This is a genomic window from Lysinibacillus sp. 38-6 (genome assembly GCF_046245175.1).
GTDB lineage: Bacteria > Bacillota > Bacilli > Bacillales_A > Planococcaceae > Lysinibacillus.
In genome coordinates this window covers 973,137-990,394 of sequence record NZ_CP176417.1, presented here as the reverse complement: position 1 = coordinate 990,394, position 17,258 = coordinate 973,137, and the positions used below count along the sequence as shown (strand labels likewise).

Below are 17,258 nucleotides of genomic sequence, written 5' to 3'. Positions count from 1 at the left end.
TAGCTTCAACCGTCCTTCCCAAACTTTTTTCGTATTTCATGAGTGGTGCGGTAAATATAATTTTTTATTGTAGATTGATTTAAACGCATATGTTGCGCAATTTCAGGAATTGATAATTCAGCATAATAAAATAAGTAAAAGACCTTTTGCACTTTTTGTGGTTTTGTTTGCAAAAAGCGCCAAATATCCGCTAATACTTCTTTATTTTCTATTGTAAGTTCCAATTCATTTTCACAGAGCTCCATATTTATATCCGCCTTGTTATATTCCTTTTCTTCTTTGTTTATATCAAACAACGGTAGTATATTTTTCACTTTTTCCTTTAACGTATACTGTTGGTAGATTTTAGATTTAGCAATTCGGATAACATAGGCCTCTGGATTCTTAAGGTAATCTATTCCTTTATCCTTTAGTATTCGATAGAGCGCTAAATACGTTTCTTGTATAATATCAGGAATCACACTCGTATGATTGCATTTACTAATGACATATATTAAACATTGCTGATACGTTTTGTCATAAATCTCGTTAAATTTTTCTTCAACTACTTGAGAATTCAAAGGTTCACCTCCCTTTACATGATACTAGGGAATGCAATATACGAATGATTGAACAAAATTTTCTTCTTATTATGTCTTGTTTTGATTTGCTATATTCGGTTAATTAGCATGATCAATTGCCAAAATACGGATCGACTTTTTCATTTTGTAACGTTAAAAGCTCAGATACGGTTACAAATTCATATCCTTGTTGTTTTAATGTCATCAATATTTCTGGTAAAGCCTCCGCTGTTGCTGTATGAATATCGTGCATTAGTACAATGCCTCTATTTGTAACATTACTTAGAATTTCTTTTTTTATAGCTGCTGGATTGCGACTTTTCCAATCTAGTGAATCCACCGACCATAGAATAGTAGAATAATTATTGGACGTTAAATAGTTTAAAGCTTCTTGATTGTAAACGCCGTAAGGAGGACGAAATAATGTAGGTGTTACACCTGTTGTTATTTCAATAAGATTGTGCGTTTTAGTTAGTTCTTCGATCATTTCTGTGTGCGACACTTTCTTTAAATTTGGATGGCTAAACGTATGGTTGGCTATTTCATGCCCCTCAGCAGCGACTTGTGCTGCAATAGTCGGATACATTTCAACTCGGTTCCCTAGCATAAAGAAAGTTGCTTTTGCTTCATGCTGCTCTAAAGTTTGTAAAATCCGCGGTGTGACTTTTGAGCTTGGGCCATCATCAAAAGTAAGCGCAACATATTTCCCATCCGGGTTCAGCACTACGGTTTCATTTTCTACTTCTGCCTCCTCTTCGGTTACTTCCTCTATTACATCCTCGCTATCTTCAAGCTTTGCCTCACTCGCAATATTTTCAGCCTGTCCATGCTCCTCTATTTTTTCACCTACTAAGTAATAACTAGTACCTAGCAAGATAGTAAAGAATAAAATGACAGCTACAAATCTTTTCCATCTAACTCTTTTCCTTGCTCTCATTCCTATACACCTTTCTTTGCTAATATTTTATTCTTATAAAATAGAAGAGAATAAGAGAGTTGAAAAAGTTTCAATGAATTTATAAAAAATATCATTTTTTAGAATGAATATATTTCAATAATAAAAAGCTCCAATCATACGATCATGCCGGTTCAATCAACCGACTTCGTATCATTGAAGCTCAATCTGGAATGGATAGCACCCTAGAGTCACAAGTATCTTATGTAAAAGATCCCCGCTCATGGAATAGTGCAGAAATGGACGTTAATTAAATCAATTAATCATACTGGCTATTCTCTAAACGAGCGCCATGAATATTTTGTAAAGGTATATGCTTCGTCTTCGTTATCGTTTCAAGCACTAATGCATGGACATTGTCGTTTAACAATTGAATTGTTCCGGTCCACCGTAAATATTTAGATCCTTCCCATACCGTTAGCGTGACGACTAACTGTTGATTAATCGCTTGCTCTATCGTTTGCTGCAGCTCTTCTAGTTCCCATTCTGTCAGCTCACGCGGTGCCTCTGCAAACACCTCTTGTTTCCATTCTTTTATTTTTTGTACATGCTCTGGTAGCATCATCGCTGTCCATTTTATCGTCCCTCTATCTCTTATTATCCAAAACACCTTCCTCTAAGCCAAATGTCCACCTACTAAGCGCTCACGTTTTATTGCTGTACCAGCATCGGTATACGATATTGCCCTCAGCAAAGAGGTTGCACCAAACTTCGCTCTAATGGAATCCATTGTATGCCCTAGTATTTGTCGCTTCTCTTTACGCGTGTCGAATAAATCCAATTGGATACTTCGTTCAGGCTCTAGATTCGTTAAACGTACGGATAACTGCCTAGCTGGCTCTCCTTCAAAATGCTGATTTAACAGTTCCATACATGTTCTATACATGACCATTGTTTCATTTGTCGGGGCTTCAATTGTTTTCGAACGGTAGAAGCCTTTGGTCATTGCTCGATCACTATAGGATAAACCGAGCGTAATAGTTCTCCCAACATAGCCCGCTTCTCTCGTACGGCGCATAACATCCTCGCACATTTCAAGCAGCACAGCCGCAATATCATTTCGTGTATGATAATCACGCATTAACATTTGTCCTTTGCCGAAACTAATTTGTCCTTTAACAATCGGCTCCCCGAGTGTAGACAAGTCGATGCCCCATGCGTGATGATACAACTGGTTGCCCATAATACCAAATTTAGCTTCGAGTGTTTTTAAATCGGCATTGGCTAAATCACCAACTGAAAAAATCCCCATATTATTGAGATTTGCTTCCATTCGAGATCCGATGCCCCACATGCTCGACAGTGGTCGAATAGGCCACAATTTTTCAGGAATATCTTCATACGTCCATTTAGCAAATCCCGTTTTTTTTGCGTCTAAATCGAGTGCTAACTTTGCCATTAGCATATTCGGCCCCATACCAAGTGCACTCGGTATTTTAAATTGTAAATAAATCGCTTCTTGTATCGCTAAAGCCGCTTCCTCGGGCGAACCCCATAAGCGTTCTGTGCCTGTCAAATCAACAAAGCTTTCATCAACACTATAAACATGTATCGCTTCAGGCGGTACAAATTGTGCGATAAGGCGAGTAATGGCCATACTCATTTCAATGAAATAGGACATTTTAGGTTCAAATAATTTAATGGCTGGATCTTTTGGGATTTCATAACGGCGATTCCCTGTTTTAATTTTATATTTTTCTTTCATTACCGGCGAAGCAGCTAACACTACGCTGCCAGGTTGTTCAAAATTAGCAACAACAGCTATTGGTGTTGTCATCACATCTAATCCATACAAAGCAGCCATACAACTGGCATAAAAGCACTTCATATCGATACAGAAAATATTTTTTTGTGGCATGTTTTCATAATTCACACGACATCACGCTCTTTTATTATGACCGGAATAATTGCCAGAACATTGCTGATAATAAAAGTACGCTTTGCTCGTCGTGTAAAGCAATATGCCGAAAATGAATCCTTAACAACTTTACTGATTTTCACTCGCCTTTTCGTAATCTCGCCGCATTTGGATACATAGATCATATGAACTAACTGATTACGCTGCATTGCTTTTATTAACTGTTCCTTCATCATCATCCTTCTCCCCTCACAAAAGAGAACATTTGTTTGTATTTATATTTTACGCACATACGTTCTTTTTTACAACTGGGAATTAAAAGAAATATTAAAAGTGCCAGGCACCCACACAATTCTCAAACAATTTGGGGTGCCTGGCACTATATACAGTTGTCTTATTTACTTCTTACAAACAATAGCTTGTACCATTGATTCACTAAAAACGGTAGGAACGATAAGCTATAAATGAAACCTAATTGTGCGACACTTAATGTAGCCACTTCAAATATATCTGTAAACGCTGGCAAGAATAAAACGACATGTAGCGCAACAAAGCCAATTAAAAATGCTAACCAAGTATATTTATTCGAAAACACACCGATGGCAAAAATCGACTGTTTAGATCTAGAGTTAAAGCCATGTATTAGTCGTGATAAACATAAAGTTGTAAAGGCCATTGTGCTCGCTGTTAACGTATCTCCGGTTGACAAGCCTATTTCAAAAGCAACAGCCGTAGCAATTGCAATTAATAAACCTTCGAGTATCACTTGGGTCGTAAATATTCTATTTAATAATGGCGTGTGAATATTTCTCGGCTTGTCCTTCATTGTATTTTTATTATTTGGTTCCAGCCCGATAGCAATGGCTGGCAAGCTATCCGTTAGCAAGTTAATAAATAATAAATGGACCGGTGCAAAAGGAACGGGTAAACCTAATACCGTAGCGTATAAAACAACAAAAATAGCCCCAGCATTCCCTGACAGTAAAAATAAAATGGCATTTTTAATATTTGTATAAATGCTTCGTCCATTGGATATCGCTTTGACAATCGTTGAGAAATTATCATCTGTTAAGATCATGGAAGATGCATCTTTCGCCACCTCGGTACCGGTTATGCCCATCGCCACCCCGATATCAGCTTGCTTTAAGGCAGGTCCATCATTGACACCATCTCCGGTCATAGCCACGACATTGCCTTTTTCCTGCCATGCTTTGACGATGCGAATTTTTTGTTCTGGCGTTACCCGAGCATAAACAGAAAAATCTTGCACTTTGTCTTGCAGTTCTCGATCCGTTAATCCTTCAATCTCAGCGCCTTCGATTGCTTCTGACGGATCTTGTAAAATACCGATTTGTTTGGCGATGGCAGTGGCTGTGATTTTATGGTCACCTGTAATCATTACAGGTTTAATGCCTGCCTTAATACAGCTTTCAACAGCAGCCTTCGATTCCTTCCGAGGCGGATCCATCATAGCAATTAAACCAACAAAGATTAAATCTCTTTCATCAGCTACAGTGATGGAACGACGCTCTCTTACCTCTTTGTACGCAACAGCTATTACTCTTAAACCATTCATTGAAAAATCTTGGTTCACTTCTTCAATTTTTTTCTTATGTTGGGGTGTGATATTTAATACACCTTGAGAAGTACTGATTTTCGTAATTTTGGACAGCAGAACATCTAATGCCCCTTTAGTAATCATAACGTTTTGTTGATTAATACGATTCACCGTGCTCATCAGCTTTCTATCTGAATCAAACGGCAACTCCGCTACCCTTGGACAATGATCTCTAACGAGTAATTCATCAAAATCGTACTGTTTTCCTAATTTCACAAGGGCAATTTCTGTAGGATCACCAATTTCTTGATCATCTCTTTCCAACGCATCATTACATAATAGTGCCTTCATAATAAGATCTTTTTCGATTGCGTTATTCATATGTAGTTGATCGTGTGGAATAGCCTTTTGATCAACGTAGACATGTTGCACAACCATTTTGTTTTCCGTTAAAGTTCCTGTTTTATCTGAACAAATAACAGAGACACTGCCTAAACTTTCGACAGCAAAAAGCTTACGTATAATGGCATTTTCCTTCGCCATTTTTTGCGTTCCAAATGCCAATACAATGGTCACAATCGAACTTAATGCCTCAGGTATCGCAGCAACTGCCAATGAAACGGCAAACATAAACGATTCGACTAACTCACGCCCACGAACAAGATCAATGGCAAAAATAACGACACAAATCATCGTGATACCTAGGGCTAATTTCTCGCCAAACTGATCGAGACTTACTTGTAGCGGTGTCTTTTTTTCCTTCGCAGTATCTAGTAAATTAGCGATTTTCCCAATTTCGGTTTCCATGCCAATAGCTGTGACAATGACAATACCTCGACCGTTCGTCACAAAACTTCCAGTGAAAACCATATTTTTCTTATCAGCAATTGTGACATCTTCCTTGATAATGTCGGCGCTTTTCGCTACAGCTAATGATTCCCCAGTAAGTGAACTTTCATTAATATGAAGATTATGGCTTTCTACTAGTCTTCCATCTGCATTGATATAGTCACCAGCTTCTAAATATAGCAGATCTCCTACTACTATATCTTTAGATAAAATTTCAACAATCTGATTATTACGCATGACTTTCGCAATGGGAGAAGACAAAGCTTTTAAATTACCAAGTGACTTTTCTGCCTTTACATGTTGTACAGTACCAAGAATGGCGTTTAAAATAATAACGATCAAAATGACAATCGTACTTTCTACTTCACCTAATAGAAATGAAATAGCAGCGGCGACCATTAAAATAATGACTAATAAATCTTTAAACTGTCCGAAAAAAACAGCCAGTGTACTTATTTTTTTCCCTTCCTCTAATACGTTAAAACCGTAGACTTCTTGCCTTTTTTGAACGTCAGAATCACTCAATCCTTGATTGGTCACGCTCAATTTATTCATGACTTCAGCGGACGACTGCTGGTGATATTGTGTCATTTGGTTCTCCTTCCAATGTAATTTTATTAGACGATCATACTTACGACGAAAACAATTACTGCTAACTAACTGAATAGCGTCTCGCAAAACTCGGGATAGACCTTTCTAGCTTTTGCGTCATGCACCATAGAGCTGACTATTTCAATAGAAGGAAAACATCTATTGAAATAATCCATTAACTACCAAAAATCACATACTAAAATACGTTTTTCCATATCTACTCCAACTTTCAAATATTTGAACTATAACAATCTATTCCTTGTCCTAATCCAGTATGATAATAATTGATAGAGAGATTAAAATTTTTATACTATCGGTGAGCAACCGTACAATATTTACATGTTTCACAAAAAAAAGACACTCCCTAACATTCAGAAGGGTGTGTCCGTTACTTCATTAAGTACTATATTTAAATGATTTCAATGATAGGCAAAGCGTTAGGATAAAGCATCCGATTAAGATAAGTAGTGACTGGCACCAACTAGTCAAATTAATGAGTAATGCCCCTTTAATACCGTGTAAAAACCATTCAAATGGATTAATGAAACTGATATATTGGACTATTTTAGGAGCTTTATCCATTGAGAAAAATGCATTACTACATAATAGCATTGGTATCATGAGCACATTGGCTGACATACTTAAATGTCCTTCATTTTTTACTAAACTTGAAACAAAAAAACTAAGAAATACAAAACTTAAAGATGCTATTAAAATAATCGGAGTCATTAAAAGGATCGTGTTGAACGAGAATTGTAGTGGATGAATAACTTTGTAAAAGAAAAGCACGATATACGAAAGAACTATCGCTATTAAAGACCATGCACATGAAACACTCATAATATACTTCCACAAAGGCAAAGGCGTTGCATAAAGCAAATTGTAAACGCCTCTCTTTCGTTGTGATAAAGAGATAAAAGCAGTAGTCATAAATGAATAAAAGAACACACTAGTTGCCATAATTCCATTCACATAGTGTTCAACAAAGCTTGGGGCAAATATTTTTATGGCGATAATCGCAGTAAACGGCATGAAAATTGACCAAAAAAGGAGATACATATCTTTTATCGCAACTTTCAAATTTAACATGAAAATAGTCTTCATTGAATCCGTCTCCCTCAATTCGTTAATTTTAAAAATAAATCTTCTAGATTCTGAGCATGATATTGCGCTAGTAAATCATGCTCAGCACCGTACGCAACCATTTTACCTTTATTCAACATGATGATTTTGTCAGCTATATGGCTCACTTCCAACATATCATGAGAAGCAAAAAGCACCGCCACACCTTTTTCCTTTAAACTTTTCAGCATGTTTTGAATGTCCTTTTGACCTCTTAGATCTAATCCAGCAGACGGTTCATCCAAAATTACTAATTTGGGATTATGCAACGTTGTCACAGCAATGGCTAAACGCTTTTGTTGCCCCAACGATAATTTAATGGCGGGCGTCTTTTTTACATGTAATAAGTCAAAAGAAGCAAGCTTTGCCTCAATCATTTTATTAGAAAGAACAACATTATAAAATGCAGCGAATAGTTTTACATTATCCTCTACCGAAAAGCCTTCAAAAAAAGGAGTAGATTGTAGCTGCGTGCCAATCTCTTTTTTATAATTTGACGTCCAGTAATGAATCGTTCCAGCATCTTGAGCAATAATACCGAGAAGCATACCAATCGTTGTCGTCTTACCAGCTCCATTCGACCCTATTAGTGCAATTGTTTCCCCCTCTTCAATCTCAAAATTTAGAGCATCAACCACACAACAATCCTTATAGTATTTTGTTAAATTACAAGCACTAATTAGTTTTTTCACTAGCTGCCCTCCTATTCAACATTGTATACTCAACTTTGACTATATTAGGATTTTTTAACTCCCTCATTTATTCGAGAGAGTTAATTTGATCTTTTTGCATTATCTTTATAGCTTGCTGGACAAATTTTTGTTGCACTTTCACAATTTCCAACATATTAGCAAATGCTAATTGCGTTAGTTCTGGTATTTCGCCTTGCATGGCATGCATTTTCGCCTGATAGCCGACTGTAATCGCTTTTTCTTCATCTTCTAAAATTTTCTTTTGCTTTTCCAATGCACAAATAGCTTTTTCGTTAGGAAGCTTAAATGCAAAGGACACACCCGAGTACAATGTCGTGGGATAAACAACAGATGATTGTTCTAGCGCTTCAATAATTAATTGTTGTTCATATACTTTACCCTTTTCAGTAATTTGGTAAATAGCTTTTTGTCTAAGTCCTGTCGATTCAATACTGGCCACCTCGATATATCCATCTTTTTCAAGCTTCTTTAAAGCATTGTAGATAGAACCAATAAGAACGCCGCCCCATCTTTCGGCATCGTTCAATTCAAGCATTACTTTAATATCGTAGCCAGTCATTGGCTTTAAGCCCAGCATAGCAAGCACTAATAATTTCGTCACAATAATCACCTTTTTATATTCAACGTTGAGTAAATTGAATATAACTGGAAAATTATTGTTTGTCAATAGGTGCTTACCTATTGTGATGACGCATCTACGTTGATTTCAAAAGATTTATAATACAAAAATATAACAATATTTTTTTGTTCTGTGGTATACTACTCCGAGTAGCACCATCAAAGGGCACAACCAATTCTCTAGCTGTAGCGTATTTTACGCTGCAGCTTTTTTATTTTTTATTAAAAAGAATATACTCTCACATCTTTTTACAATATAATATATAAACTAGAAAACTTTCCTAAATCATTAATTCCGCCTATAAGGAGAGAATAGCATGAATGTAGAAAAAATCTTTGAAAGCTTTCCATTATTGAGCTCTACCAACTTACAATTTAAAAAAATTGAAGAAAGCAACTTAGACGAGCTATTTGCCATTTACGATAATGACAAGGTATTTGAGTATTGTGGCATTATCCCTAAGCACAATATTCAAACTGTCCAAAAAATGATCGGTCATTTTGAACGCGACTTCACAAAAAGAAGTCGAGTAAAATGGGGGATATTTTTTAAAGAGCAGCCGAACACTTTAGTAGGCATCATCGAAGCGATGGATTTTAATCACAAGGTGAACATGGTAACAATCGGGTATTATTTAGCAGAGGACTATTGGCATAAAGGCATTGCAACAGAAGCTGTACAAACGATTAGCAAATTTTTATTTGAAGAAGCAGACATAAATAGAATTCAAGCAGAAGTAATGCCGATGAACGATGCGTCAAAAAAGGTGCTCTTAAAAAGTGGCTTTGTCAAAGAAGGATTAGTAAGACAAGCCTCTTTCTGGTCAGGTAAAGGCATTATCGATTTAGAAATCTATAGCATGTTGCAAGAGGATTACAACAACTAAATTGCCAGGCTGACTAAATCCTATTCTGTGCTGTAATAGCATGGTTACCTGAGCTGACCATGCTATTACAGCACTCTATCAACTTTATACAGGCGTATACCTATGATAAATAACCAAATATGCCATGCTCTAATTGAGTGCCTGGGCTTCAGTGTGCGTAGGCCTGGCACATCTTAACGCTTTGTATAGAGAAGAAAAATGGTACATAAATTAGTACTATTCTATATAAATTCAATTAAAGTAGTCTTGAATAATATAAGCCACGCTCATGTAATTGAACGTGGCTTTTCTTGTTAGAGCAAAACCTTCTTTTAGTTAATAAATGTAGAAATCTTTCCACTGTAGGTAGCTAAATAACCTTTTCCCGCTGGCATAGCTCCTTGTAATCTTAGATTTCCTCTATATAAATAACCATCAATCCATTTTTCATAAGGATACAATGTTGGTATAGAACTATTAAATGTATAGTACACTTGATGTGATACATCTGCATAAAGATAAAAACCTCGTGGATTAATATCAGATTTAGTGATTGTCTCTGATATTATTTCTCCATCTTCATATTCTTTATTGATGTCGAAGCCAAATGGTAGTTCTGCTACTGGTTCAGGTTCAGGTTCTGCTACAGGCTCTGCTATTGGTGTAAACTCCCTATCATCATTAGAGTTTGTTTCCTCGGCAGCTAAAGAGATTGCCGAAAATGCAAAAATTCCCAAAACTAATGTAAACGCGCACAACAAAATACTTAGTCTCTTCATTTCCTTCACCATCTCCTTAATATTGAAAATCACTTTAATTATAAAAAATAAACACATAATATTCAATATTTTATCACAACTCTTACTAGAGTAAATAATTTACTATCGGCAAATGTAATAGCTTTTTAATTATTTGATATTTCAGTTATTTAATTCTATTATATAAATTAGGTAGTTTTACATATGAATATTTGTTAGTTCCTTCAGCAACAGATAAGAGAAAAAGTGAGGTGAATTTTGTGAAAAACAAAACTATTCCCATTATTTTTTTAACATTATTCGTCATTTTCTGTTTAGGGATGCTATCATTCTATAGTCTTAGCAATGAATAGCAATGTTAGTCTATCATTATTTGTATCAATGCCAACAGCCTAGTCTGTAACCATTTTAATGCAATAAAAGTACTCTAAACAAATGTAGCTTTGTTTAAAGTACTTTTATTGATTAGCTAAATGAAAATTTGAAAATCTTTCCACAAATCAAATCTACAATCTTAAGATTTCAATTCTCGCCATCTCCAATATGCTTCATATAGCATATCGTGTAAAAATTCCTCATCCTCTCGTTCCTCATCTAGACCTCTCCGTTCTAGTTTTAGCCCTAACCACACCGTATCATCATATTGAAATTTAGGATCACCAACACCATCTATAATACAGAAAAAGTGAAAAAAGATTGAAAGCATCCGATCGCGAACAATCTTTTCGATGCCACTTATACTTTGATGCGTAAATTCATTGGCATTTAACGCGTTGAGTTCCTCAGCAGTTAATTTAAGCTCATCCTCTATGCCTATAATCGCGTTTTCTGGATTACGTAGGCTATTACCCATTCTAGAGTATTCTTCAATTAATTCATGAACCTCCATTAGTAAACTCATTTGACTATCCATCTAAATCACCACTTTTAAGTTAATTTAGTAAAAAACAACAACTATCATCGCTAAGCGCTTTCCTTAATGGTAGCTTATTTACTTACACCATACAGTTTAAAAAGTTCGCCTGATTCATATTGTTCAAGAACTATGCTTGCCTCAAAACTGGTCATATTCTGTTCCGTTCCTGCAATTTTTTCAAGCATGTTTAAAGCTTCATCTTTGCGATAGTCCACTACAATTGCATATATGCTGCAAACATATAAGACAAAAGGATTTTCATGAAGAAACAACTCATCTAACACGGCTGTTGCAAGTTCATGTGATTGCTTTAGTTGATCCAAAATAGCTAGCAATGCCTTATTGGATTTATTTCCTCTTTTATAATCACCGGTCATCGGCGTTTCTTCTGCTATTAAGGCATGTTTTATAAACTCATCAACTAATATTTTTTTATCTTGCATATTATCACCTCATAGTATTATCGTAGTCTATCCATAATTTTTATACCATAATCATATTGATAATCCCAACTCTTTCCGGCTAACCAATCCCTTACACGTTTCCCTTCCGAATATGGCCGGATAGAATTATAGTATCCTGTAATTCTATGATGATGTTGTATATCAATGGATACGATATTACGAGTATTGTGAATAGATGTTTTACTAAAGCCAGACTTTGCAATTTGTGATTGTTCAACAATATGATGCCATTGTCTATTTGTACCAGCCTTCCCTAAGAATTTTCTTAAAGAGTCAAAACTATTAAATCCTCTATGAGTTAAATTTTTAATTGGTACTCCAAGAACATATCTGGCAGTTGTTCGAATTGCAACTCCTCCAACAACATACACAAAAACCGGTAATACAGAAGCATTTAATTCAGTTGTATCAATATTGTAGACTTCACCTGTTTCGATGTCTTGTAAACTTACTTTAAATACATCGTCATTGTTTTCATGTACAACTGCTGCGAGTTTTTTATGAATCTCTTCACCTTTTTCGTCTATAAAGGTACTAGTTAAGATAATTGTATCGCTTTCTGGATACATATCTAACTCAAATCCAGCATCGAAATCAGTTGTTTTTAAACTAAGAGTTACAATAATTTGTCCATTTTTAAGGACTTCGATGCCAAAATCCAAAGATTCAATATCTTCAAGTGTTTCCTTCCCATATAAATTTGTAATTTCGTTTTCAATCTCTTTCCTTATTTCCTTTTCTGCTTCATTAATATCTGTATCAATATCATTTTGTAACTGTTTTTCATCATTATTTTCAATAGCTAGCTTAGTTATAGGTATAATCGTACTTGCACCTGCATGCGGGATAGTTACACCGAAAACCAAAAAAATAACCATTAATATAGAGATAATCTTTTTCATAAATAATCTCCTTTCGTTATTAATTATCTTCTATAACCCCATATCCATATTCACGATCAAAACCTTCTTCACCTAAATCTTTTGCCTGTTGCTTTAAAAGTGCCACTATTGATTCCTTACTTAACGATTTTTTGTGTGCAGCCATTAGACTAACAATATATTTAGTAGCTTTGGCAGTTGCAAAGGACGTCCCAGTAAATTTTCTGTAATATCCATTTTTGTCTATAGCTACGACGCCTTCTCCCACAAAGGCAAAATCAATTTTTCCTTTTCCTGTTGAACTAAGTCGTCTCAACTCTGTATCTGTAGCAGTAATAGATATCACTTCATCATATTTTGCTGGATAATCAACACCAAAACCGAAAGTGTTGCCAGCAGCTGCAATAATAAGGGTTCCATTTGCAACGGCTTTACCAATAACAGTTTTGACAGCTAAATTTTCCGTTTGGTATCCAAAGCTGATATTGATAATATCTACTTCTTGCTCAATACACCATTCGATGGCTTTAACTAAGTCTTCTGTCTTCCCCTTGCCATCCTTGTCCAAAACTTTTACATCAATCAAGTCTATCTCATTATTTTCAATAATATGGGCAATTGGAGTCCCATGACTCATTTCATCAATAGTGGGCGATGTCGGATCGATAGCATTAAATTCATTAAAAATACCACTTTCCAAAAATTCTTCATTAATACCACTATCTAAAATTGCTACCTTAAACCTTTCCTTTTGGACTTCCTGATTTTCTGATACAACATGATGAATAAACACTAAGATAATGATTAAGGTAGCAAATACAAAAAAAGAAACTTTTTCATATAAACCTCCTTTAATACATTTAATAGTTTTTGTCTTTATCGACACTTATATATTAATTGAATATTTAAATAATTTAAATACATTTAGTACAAATTTTCTCTTAAAATTCATTTTTTCGACACTTTTTCAGTTCGAATACGACGATTTCTTCATTGTTTCGACATTTAAATTGATGACTTTTAGGCACATCAATAAAGAGGAATTCAACAAAAAAAGTTCAAAGAACCTCAGAAAGACAACAGCATGATGTAGTTTTATGAAAAAATACGGATTTCGATATGTATGAGTCATTCCCTCTCTAAACAAGAACATGCATTCCCCCTCTTTTATTACTTTATCGTGAATATTTTGTAGTACATTATGTTCTTGGTGCGAGAGGATAATTTAAAACTACAAATGATAGTGTCGGATAATCTGTAGTCTTATCTATCAAGTAAAATAGCCCCTAACAAAAAAAGATTGTCGATGCTCCCCAAGTTTAGGAACACCAACAATCAAAGCGCCTCTATCAAATTACTTCTACTTTATACTTTTAGCAGCTTGCTGAATAAGTGCCGCTACCATCGTATCCATTTGTGCAAAACGATCGTCCTTCGTTTGTCCATTAACGTAGCGATAGTAAATTTGCTGGCAAATGACCGCTAATTTAAAATAAGCAAATGTTATATAATAGCCGATTGTAGAAACATCGCGTCCACTTTTCTCCGCATAGCGAGCGATAAATTCCTCTCTCGTATAAAAGCCAGGTAACGTTGTAATCGGTGGCTCCCCTAATGCATACAGTAGCATTTTCGGATCATCTGCATGCATCCAATAGCTCATCGCAACACCGAGGTCTGCTAATGGATCACCCACTGTTGTCATTTCCCAATCAAAAAGCCCAATCATTTGACCGTAATCTTGTGAAAACATAGCATTGTTAAACTTATAATCATAGTGAATAATTGCCGCCTCATGCTTTGCCGGACAATTGGCCTTTAACCAAGCTGTTAGTGTCGCAACTTCTGGAAGCTCTGCTGTTTTTGCTCTATCGTAACGCTCCACCCAACTATGCACTTGACGTTCCATAAACCCTTCCGGCTTGACCATATCTTTTAACGCTGTCTGTTGATAAGGTATAGCATGGAGCGCTACTAATGCATCCACCATTTTTTCAGACAGTTGGCGCGCTAGTTGGACTGTCGATTCTGTCCCAGAAGGAAAATGCGTATCCAAGACAATGCCTTTTTTCCGTTCCATCAAGAAAAAGTCACTGCCGATAATGCTCGCATCATCGACATAAATATATGGTTTTGGTACGACCGTTAAAAACGGATGGAGCGCAGATAAAATGGTAAATTCACGCTTCATATCATGCGCTTTTTTGGCCACTGGCCCAAGAGGTGGCCTGCGAAGTACGACTTCAAAATCAGCAATTTTCAAACAGTACGTTAAATTAGAATGTCCAGCACTAAATTGCGTAATTTCTAGTTTTCCCTCTGGTAAGTCTGGGAATTGTCGCTTTAAAAAAGCATGTAATGACTCACTATCGATTCGTTCACTTCTTCTAACTTGCATCGTATCCATAGGAACCCCCCTTAAATAATTGCGCTCATCCCACCATCGACGACAATAATCTCACCTGTCACATAATCGGAAGCTGCAGCTGCTAAAAAGAGTGCAACGCCCTTTAAATCATTGTCAGATCCTAAACGCTTCAACGGTGTAGCGCCCATTAAATAATCTTGACCGCGTTCAATTAAGACATTCGACATTTTCGTCGGGAAAAATCCAGGGGCAATTGCATTCACGTTGATACCTGATGGTCCCCACTTCACCGCTAAATCTTTCGTTAACGTGATGACTGCACCTTTACTGGCGTTATAGCCGACCGTATCCATAAAATCAGGTAGTGTCCCACCAAGGCCTGCAATAGAAGCGATATTAATAATTTTTCCAGCATTTTGTTCGAGCATTACTTTGCCTACAGCCTGCGACATTAAAAATGTCCCGTTGACGTTCACATCAAAGACCTTTTGCCAAGCTTCATATGGCATATCGACTGCAGGCGTCCCCCAAGAGGCTCCACTGTTATTGACTAAAATATCAATCTTGCCAAACGTTGCTAATGTCTGTGACACAACATGTGCTATTTCTTCGGGTTTTGTCACATCACAACCAAGTGCTAGTGTCTGAACACCTAGTTTTGATAGTTGTGCCGCCATTTCCTCACAAGCCTCGACTTTGCGTGAACATAGTACAACATTGGCACCTGCCTCTGCAAAGCCTTGCGCAATTTGTGCACCAAGTCCACGACCACCGCCTGTAACAATAGCCGTTTTCCCTTTTAAGCAAAATAAGTCGAGTACCGTCATTTCACCAGCTCCTCCTGCTTTTTGGCGTGTTTTTTCAGTTCCAATTTTGCAACCGTGTTGCGATGAACCTCATCTGGTCCATCTGCTAAACGCAATGTGCGCGAATTGGCCCATTGCGCAGCTAATGTCGTATCGGGACCTACTCCAGCAGCGCCAAATGCTTGAATGGCACGGTCAATCACACGCAATGCCATATTTGGTGCAACTACTTTAATCATGGCAATTTCAGCTTTGGCCTCTTTATTGCCTACTGTATCCATCATGTAGGCAGCTTTTAACGTTAGCAATCTTGCCTGTTCAATATCAATGCGCGATTCTGCTATTCGTTCACGCATCACGCCTTGATCTGCTAAAGATCGATGGAATGCATGACGCTCCTGTAAACGTTTGCACATTTCCTCTAAAGCACGTTCAGCTGCTCCAATTAGGCGCATACAATGGTGAATGCGTCCCGGACCGAGTCGCCCTTGTGCAATCGCAAAGCCTTTACCTTCTCCCCATAAAATATTGTCTACAGGTACTCGCACATTGGTAAACGTCACCTCACCATGTCCTTCCGGTGCATGATCATAGCCAAAAGCCGTTAACATGCGCTCGATTTTCACACCTGGGGCATCCATCGGCACTAGAATCATTGATTGTTGCTCATGGATAGGTGCTGTGGAATCCTTATGTTTTCCCATAAAAATAGCGACTTTACAGCGTGGATCTCCAGCACCCGTTGTCCACCACTTATGACCATTTAAAATATACTCATCACCATCACGCTCAATACTCGCTTCAATATTGGTCGCATCACTTGAAGCTACTGCCGGCTCTGTCATCGCAAAGCAAGAACGAATTTCCCCGCGCAATAGCGGTTCTAGCCACTGTTTTTTTTGCTGCTTCGACCCATAGCGTACAAGCACCTCCATATTCCCCGTATCAGGGGCATTACAGTTAAAGACTTCTGGCGCTATTAATGAACGTCCCATAATTTCACATAACGGGGCATATTCTATATTCGTTAAACCTGCACCATACTCGCTATCAGGTAAAAATAAATTCCATAGCCCCGCTTCCTGTGCTTTCAGCTTTAATTCTTCCATAATAGGAGGAATCGCTCCCCAACGATCCTCCATTGCTTCCACCTGTGCCGCATATACCGCCTCATTTGGATAAATATGCTGCTCCATAAAGCTCGATAGTTTTTCTTGCAGATCGACTACTTTTTCACTATAAGAAAAATGCATATGAAAGCCCCCTTTGTTTGACAATTCAATAGAAATGAATGATTGTTCATTCTTATTCTTACAATAAATGTTACCGCTATATGCCATGTAAATCAATCATCTATTTCAGAAAAAATTGAACA

The 17,258-nt window shown here is 36.8% G+C and carries 17 protein-coding genes; 1 reads left to right on the top strand and 16 read right to left on the bottom strand.

All coding sequences use genetic code 11. The features are described from left to right. Positions 1-5 precede the first annotated feature (5 nt). From ACKVEV_RS05165 to ACKVEV_RS05130, 8 genes are all read right to left on the bottom strand, one after another. Positions 6-560, bottom strand: coding sequence for an RNA polymerase sigma factor (locus ACKVEV_RS05165; protein ID WP_409369345.1), 555 nt, complete (start codon positions 558-560; stop codon positions 6-8). Between the two features lie 112 nt (positions 561-672). Beyond that, complete coding sequence (locus ACKVEV_RS05160) at positions 673-1,497, bottom strand: polysaccharide deacetylase family protein (protein ID WP_409369344.1); 825 nt, start codon at positions 1,495-1,497, stop codon at positions 673-675. Between the two features lie 277 nt (positions 1,498-1,774). Continuing rightward, positions 1,775-2,125, bottom strand: a complete 351-nt coding sequence (locus ACKVEV_RS05155) for a YolD-like family protein (protein WP_409369343.1) — start codon at positions 2,123-2,125, stop codon at positions 1,775-1,777. A 6-nt stretch (positions 2,126-2,131) separates the two neighbouring features. After that, a complete protein-coding gene (locus ACKVEV_RS05150; RefSeq protein ID WP_409369342.1) occupies positions 2,132-3,388 on the bottom strand; it encodes a DNA polymerase thumb domain-containing protein in 1,257 nt (418 codons plus the stop codon). A gap of 379 nt (positions 3,389-3,767) precedes the next feature. Then, positions 3,768-6,371, bottom strand: a complete 2,604-nt coding sequence (locus ACKVEV_RS05145) for a cation-translocating P-type ATPase (RefSeq protein WP_409369341.1) — start codon at positions 6,369-6,371, stop codon at positions 3,768-3,770. A 396-nt stretch (positions 6,372-6,767) separates the two neighbouring features. After that, positions 6,768-7,475 carry an ABC transporter permease gene (locus tag ACKVEV_RS05140; protein WP_409369340.1) on the bottom strand — a complete coding sequence of 236 codons (708 nt, stop codon included), beginning with the start codon at positions 7,473-7,475 and terminating at the stop codon, positions 6,768-6,770. Positions 7,476-7,489: 14 nt separating this feature from the next. After that, positions 7,490-8,185 (bottom strand): ABC transporter ATP-binding protein, encoded by a 696-nt coding sequence (locus ACKVEV_RS05135; protein WP_409369339.1) that lies wholly within the window; start codon positions 8,183-8,185, stop codon positions 7,490-7,492. A 67-nt stretch (positions 8,186-8,252) separates the two neighbouring features. Further along, positions 8,253-8,807, bottom strand: a complete 555-nt coding sequence (locus ACKVEV_RS05130) for a PadR family transcriptional regulator (protein ID WP_409369338.1) — start codon at positions 8,805-8,807, stop codon at positions 8,253-8,255. Positions 8,808-9,141: 334 nt separating this feature from the next. Between ACKVEV_RS05130 and ACKVEV_RS05125 the strand changes: the two genes are divergently transcribed. After that, positions 9,142-9,711, top strand: coding sequence for a GNAT family N-acetyltransferase (locus ACKVEV_RS05125; protein ID WP_409369337.1), 570 nt, complete (start codon positions 9,142-9,144; stop codon positions 9,709-9,711). 311 nt (positions 9,712-10,022) lie between these two features. Here the strand turns inward: ACKVEV_RS05125 and ACKVEV_RS05120 are convergent, their stop codons facing one another. The 8 genes from ACKVEV_RS05120 to ACKVEV_RS05085 all read right to left on the bottom strand — a co-directional run bounded on the left by ACKVEV_RS05120 (position 10,023) and on the right by ACKVEV_RS05085 (position 17,136). Further along, positions 10,023-10,469 carry a hypothetical protein gene (locus tag ACKVEV_RS05120; RefSeq protein WP_409369336.1) on the bottom strand — a complete coding sequence of 149 codons (447 nt, stop codon included), beginning with the start codon at positions 10,467-10,469 and terminating at the stop codon, positions 10,023-10,025. A gap of 493 nt (positions 10,470-10,962) precedes the next feature. Further along, entirely contained in the window at positions 10,963-11,361 is a 399-nt protein-coding gene (locus ACKVEV_RS05115) for a hypothetical protein (RefSeq protein ID WP_409369335.1), read from the bottom strand. 74 nt (positions 11,362-11,435) lie between these two features. Beyond that, positions 11,436-11,807 carry a hypothetical protein gene (locus ACKVEV_RS05110; RefSeq protein WP_409369334.1) on the bottom strand — a complete coding sequence of 124 codons (372 nt, stop codon included), beginning with the start codon at positions 11,805-11,807 and terminating at the stop codon, positions 11,436-11,438. A 17-nt stretch (positions 11,808-11,824) separates the two neighbouring features. Next, complete coding sequence (locus ACKVEV_RS05105) at positions 11,825-12,730, bottom strand: SAR2788 family putative toxin (RefSeq protein ID WP_409369333.1); 906 nt, start codon at positions 12,728-12,730, stop codon at positions 11,825-11,827. A 19-nt stretch (positions 12,731-12,749) separates the two neighbouring features. Next, positions 12,750-13,595 carry a S8 family peptidase gene (locus ACKVEV_RS05100; RefSeq protein ID WP_409369332.1) on the bottom strand — a complete coding sequence of 282 codons (846 nt, stop codon included), beginning with the start codon at positions 13,593-13,595 and terminating at the stop codon, positions 12,750-12,752. A 474-nt stretch (positions 13,596-14,069) separates the two neighbouring features. Beyond that, positions 14,070-15,116, bottom strand: a complete 1,047-nt coding sequence (locus tag ACKVEV_RS05095; protein ID WP_409369331.1) for a phosphotransferase family protein — start codon at positions 15,114-15,116, stop codon at positions 14,070-14,072. Between the two features lie 11 nt (positions 15,117-15,127). Further along, positions 15,128-15,904: an SDR family oxidoreductase gene (locus tag ACKVEV_RS05090; protein ID WP_409369330.1), complete on the bottom strand. Its 777-nt coding sequence runs from the start codon at positions 15,902-15,904 to the stop codon at positions 15,128-15,130. Continuing rightward, positions 15,901-17,136 carry an acyl-CoA dehydrogenase family protein gene (locus ACKVEV_RS05085; protein ID WP_409369329.1) on the bottom strand — a complete coding sequence of 412 codons (1,236 nt, stop codon included), beginning with the start codon at positions 17,134-17,136 and terminating at the stop codon, positions 15,901-15,903. The genes ACKVEV_RS05090 and ACKVEV_RS05085 overlap by 4 nt, the downstream gene beginning before the upstream one ends. Positions 17,137-17,258 lie beyond the last annotated feature (122 nt).

Bases quoted from the DNA above. Each gene is read 5' to 3' on its own strand.
- ACKVEV_RS05110 (WP_409369334.1), bottom strand. From the start codon at position 11,807: ATGCAAGATAAAAAAATATTAGTTGATGAGTTTATAAAACATGCCTTA.
- ACKVEV_RS05115 (WP_409369335.1), bottom strand. From the start codon at position 11,361: ATGGATAGTCAAATGAGTTTACTAATGGAGGTTCATGAATTAATTGAA.
- ACKVEV_RS05090 (WP_409369330.1), bottom strand. From the start codon at position 15,904: ATGACGGTACTCGACTTATTTTGCTTAAAAGGGAAAACGGCTATTGTT.
- ACKVEV_RS05125 (WP_409369337.1), top strand. From the start codon at position 9,142: ATGAATGTAGAAAAAATCTTTGAAAGCTTTCCATTATTGAGCTCTACC.
- ACKVEV_RS05140 (WP_409369340.1), bottom strand. From the start codon at position 7,475: ATGAAGACTATTTTCATGTTAAATTTGAAAGTTGCGATAAAAGATATG.
- ACKVEV_RS05095 (WP_409369331.1), bottom strand. From the start codon at position 15,116: ATGGATACGATGCAAGTTAGAAGAAGTGAACGAATCGATAGTGAGTCA.
- ACKVEV_RS05120 (WP_409369336.1), bottom strand. From the start codon at position 10,469: ATGAAGAGACTAAGTATTTTGTTGTGCGCGTTTACATTAGTTTTGGGA.
- ACKVEV_RS05085 (WP_409369329.1), bottom strand. From the start codon at position 17,136: ATGCATTTTTCTTATAGTGAAAAAGTAGTCGATCTGCAAGAAAAACTA.
- ACKVEV_RS05145 (WP_409369341.1), bottom strand. From the start codon at position 6,371: ATGACACAATATCACCAGCAGTCGTCCGCTGAAGTCATGAATAAATTG.
- ACKVEV_RS05105 (WP_409369333.1), bottom strand. From the start codon at position 12,730: ATGAAAAAGATTATCTCTATATTAATGGTTATTTTTTTGGTTTTCGGT.
- ACKVEV_RS05160 (WP_409369344.1), bottom strand. From the start codon at position 1,497: ATGAGAGCAAGGAAAAGAGTTAGATGGAAAAGATTTGTAGCTGTCATT.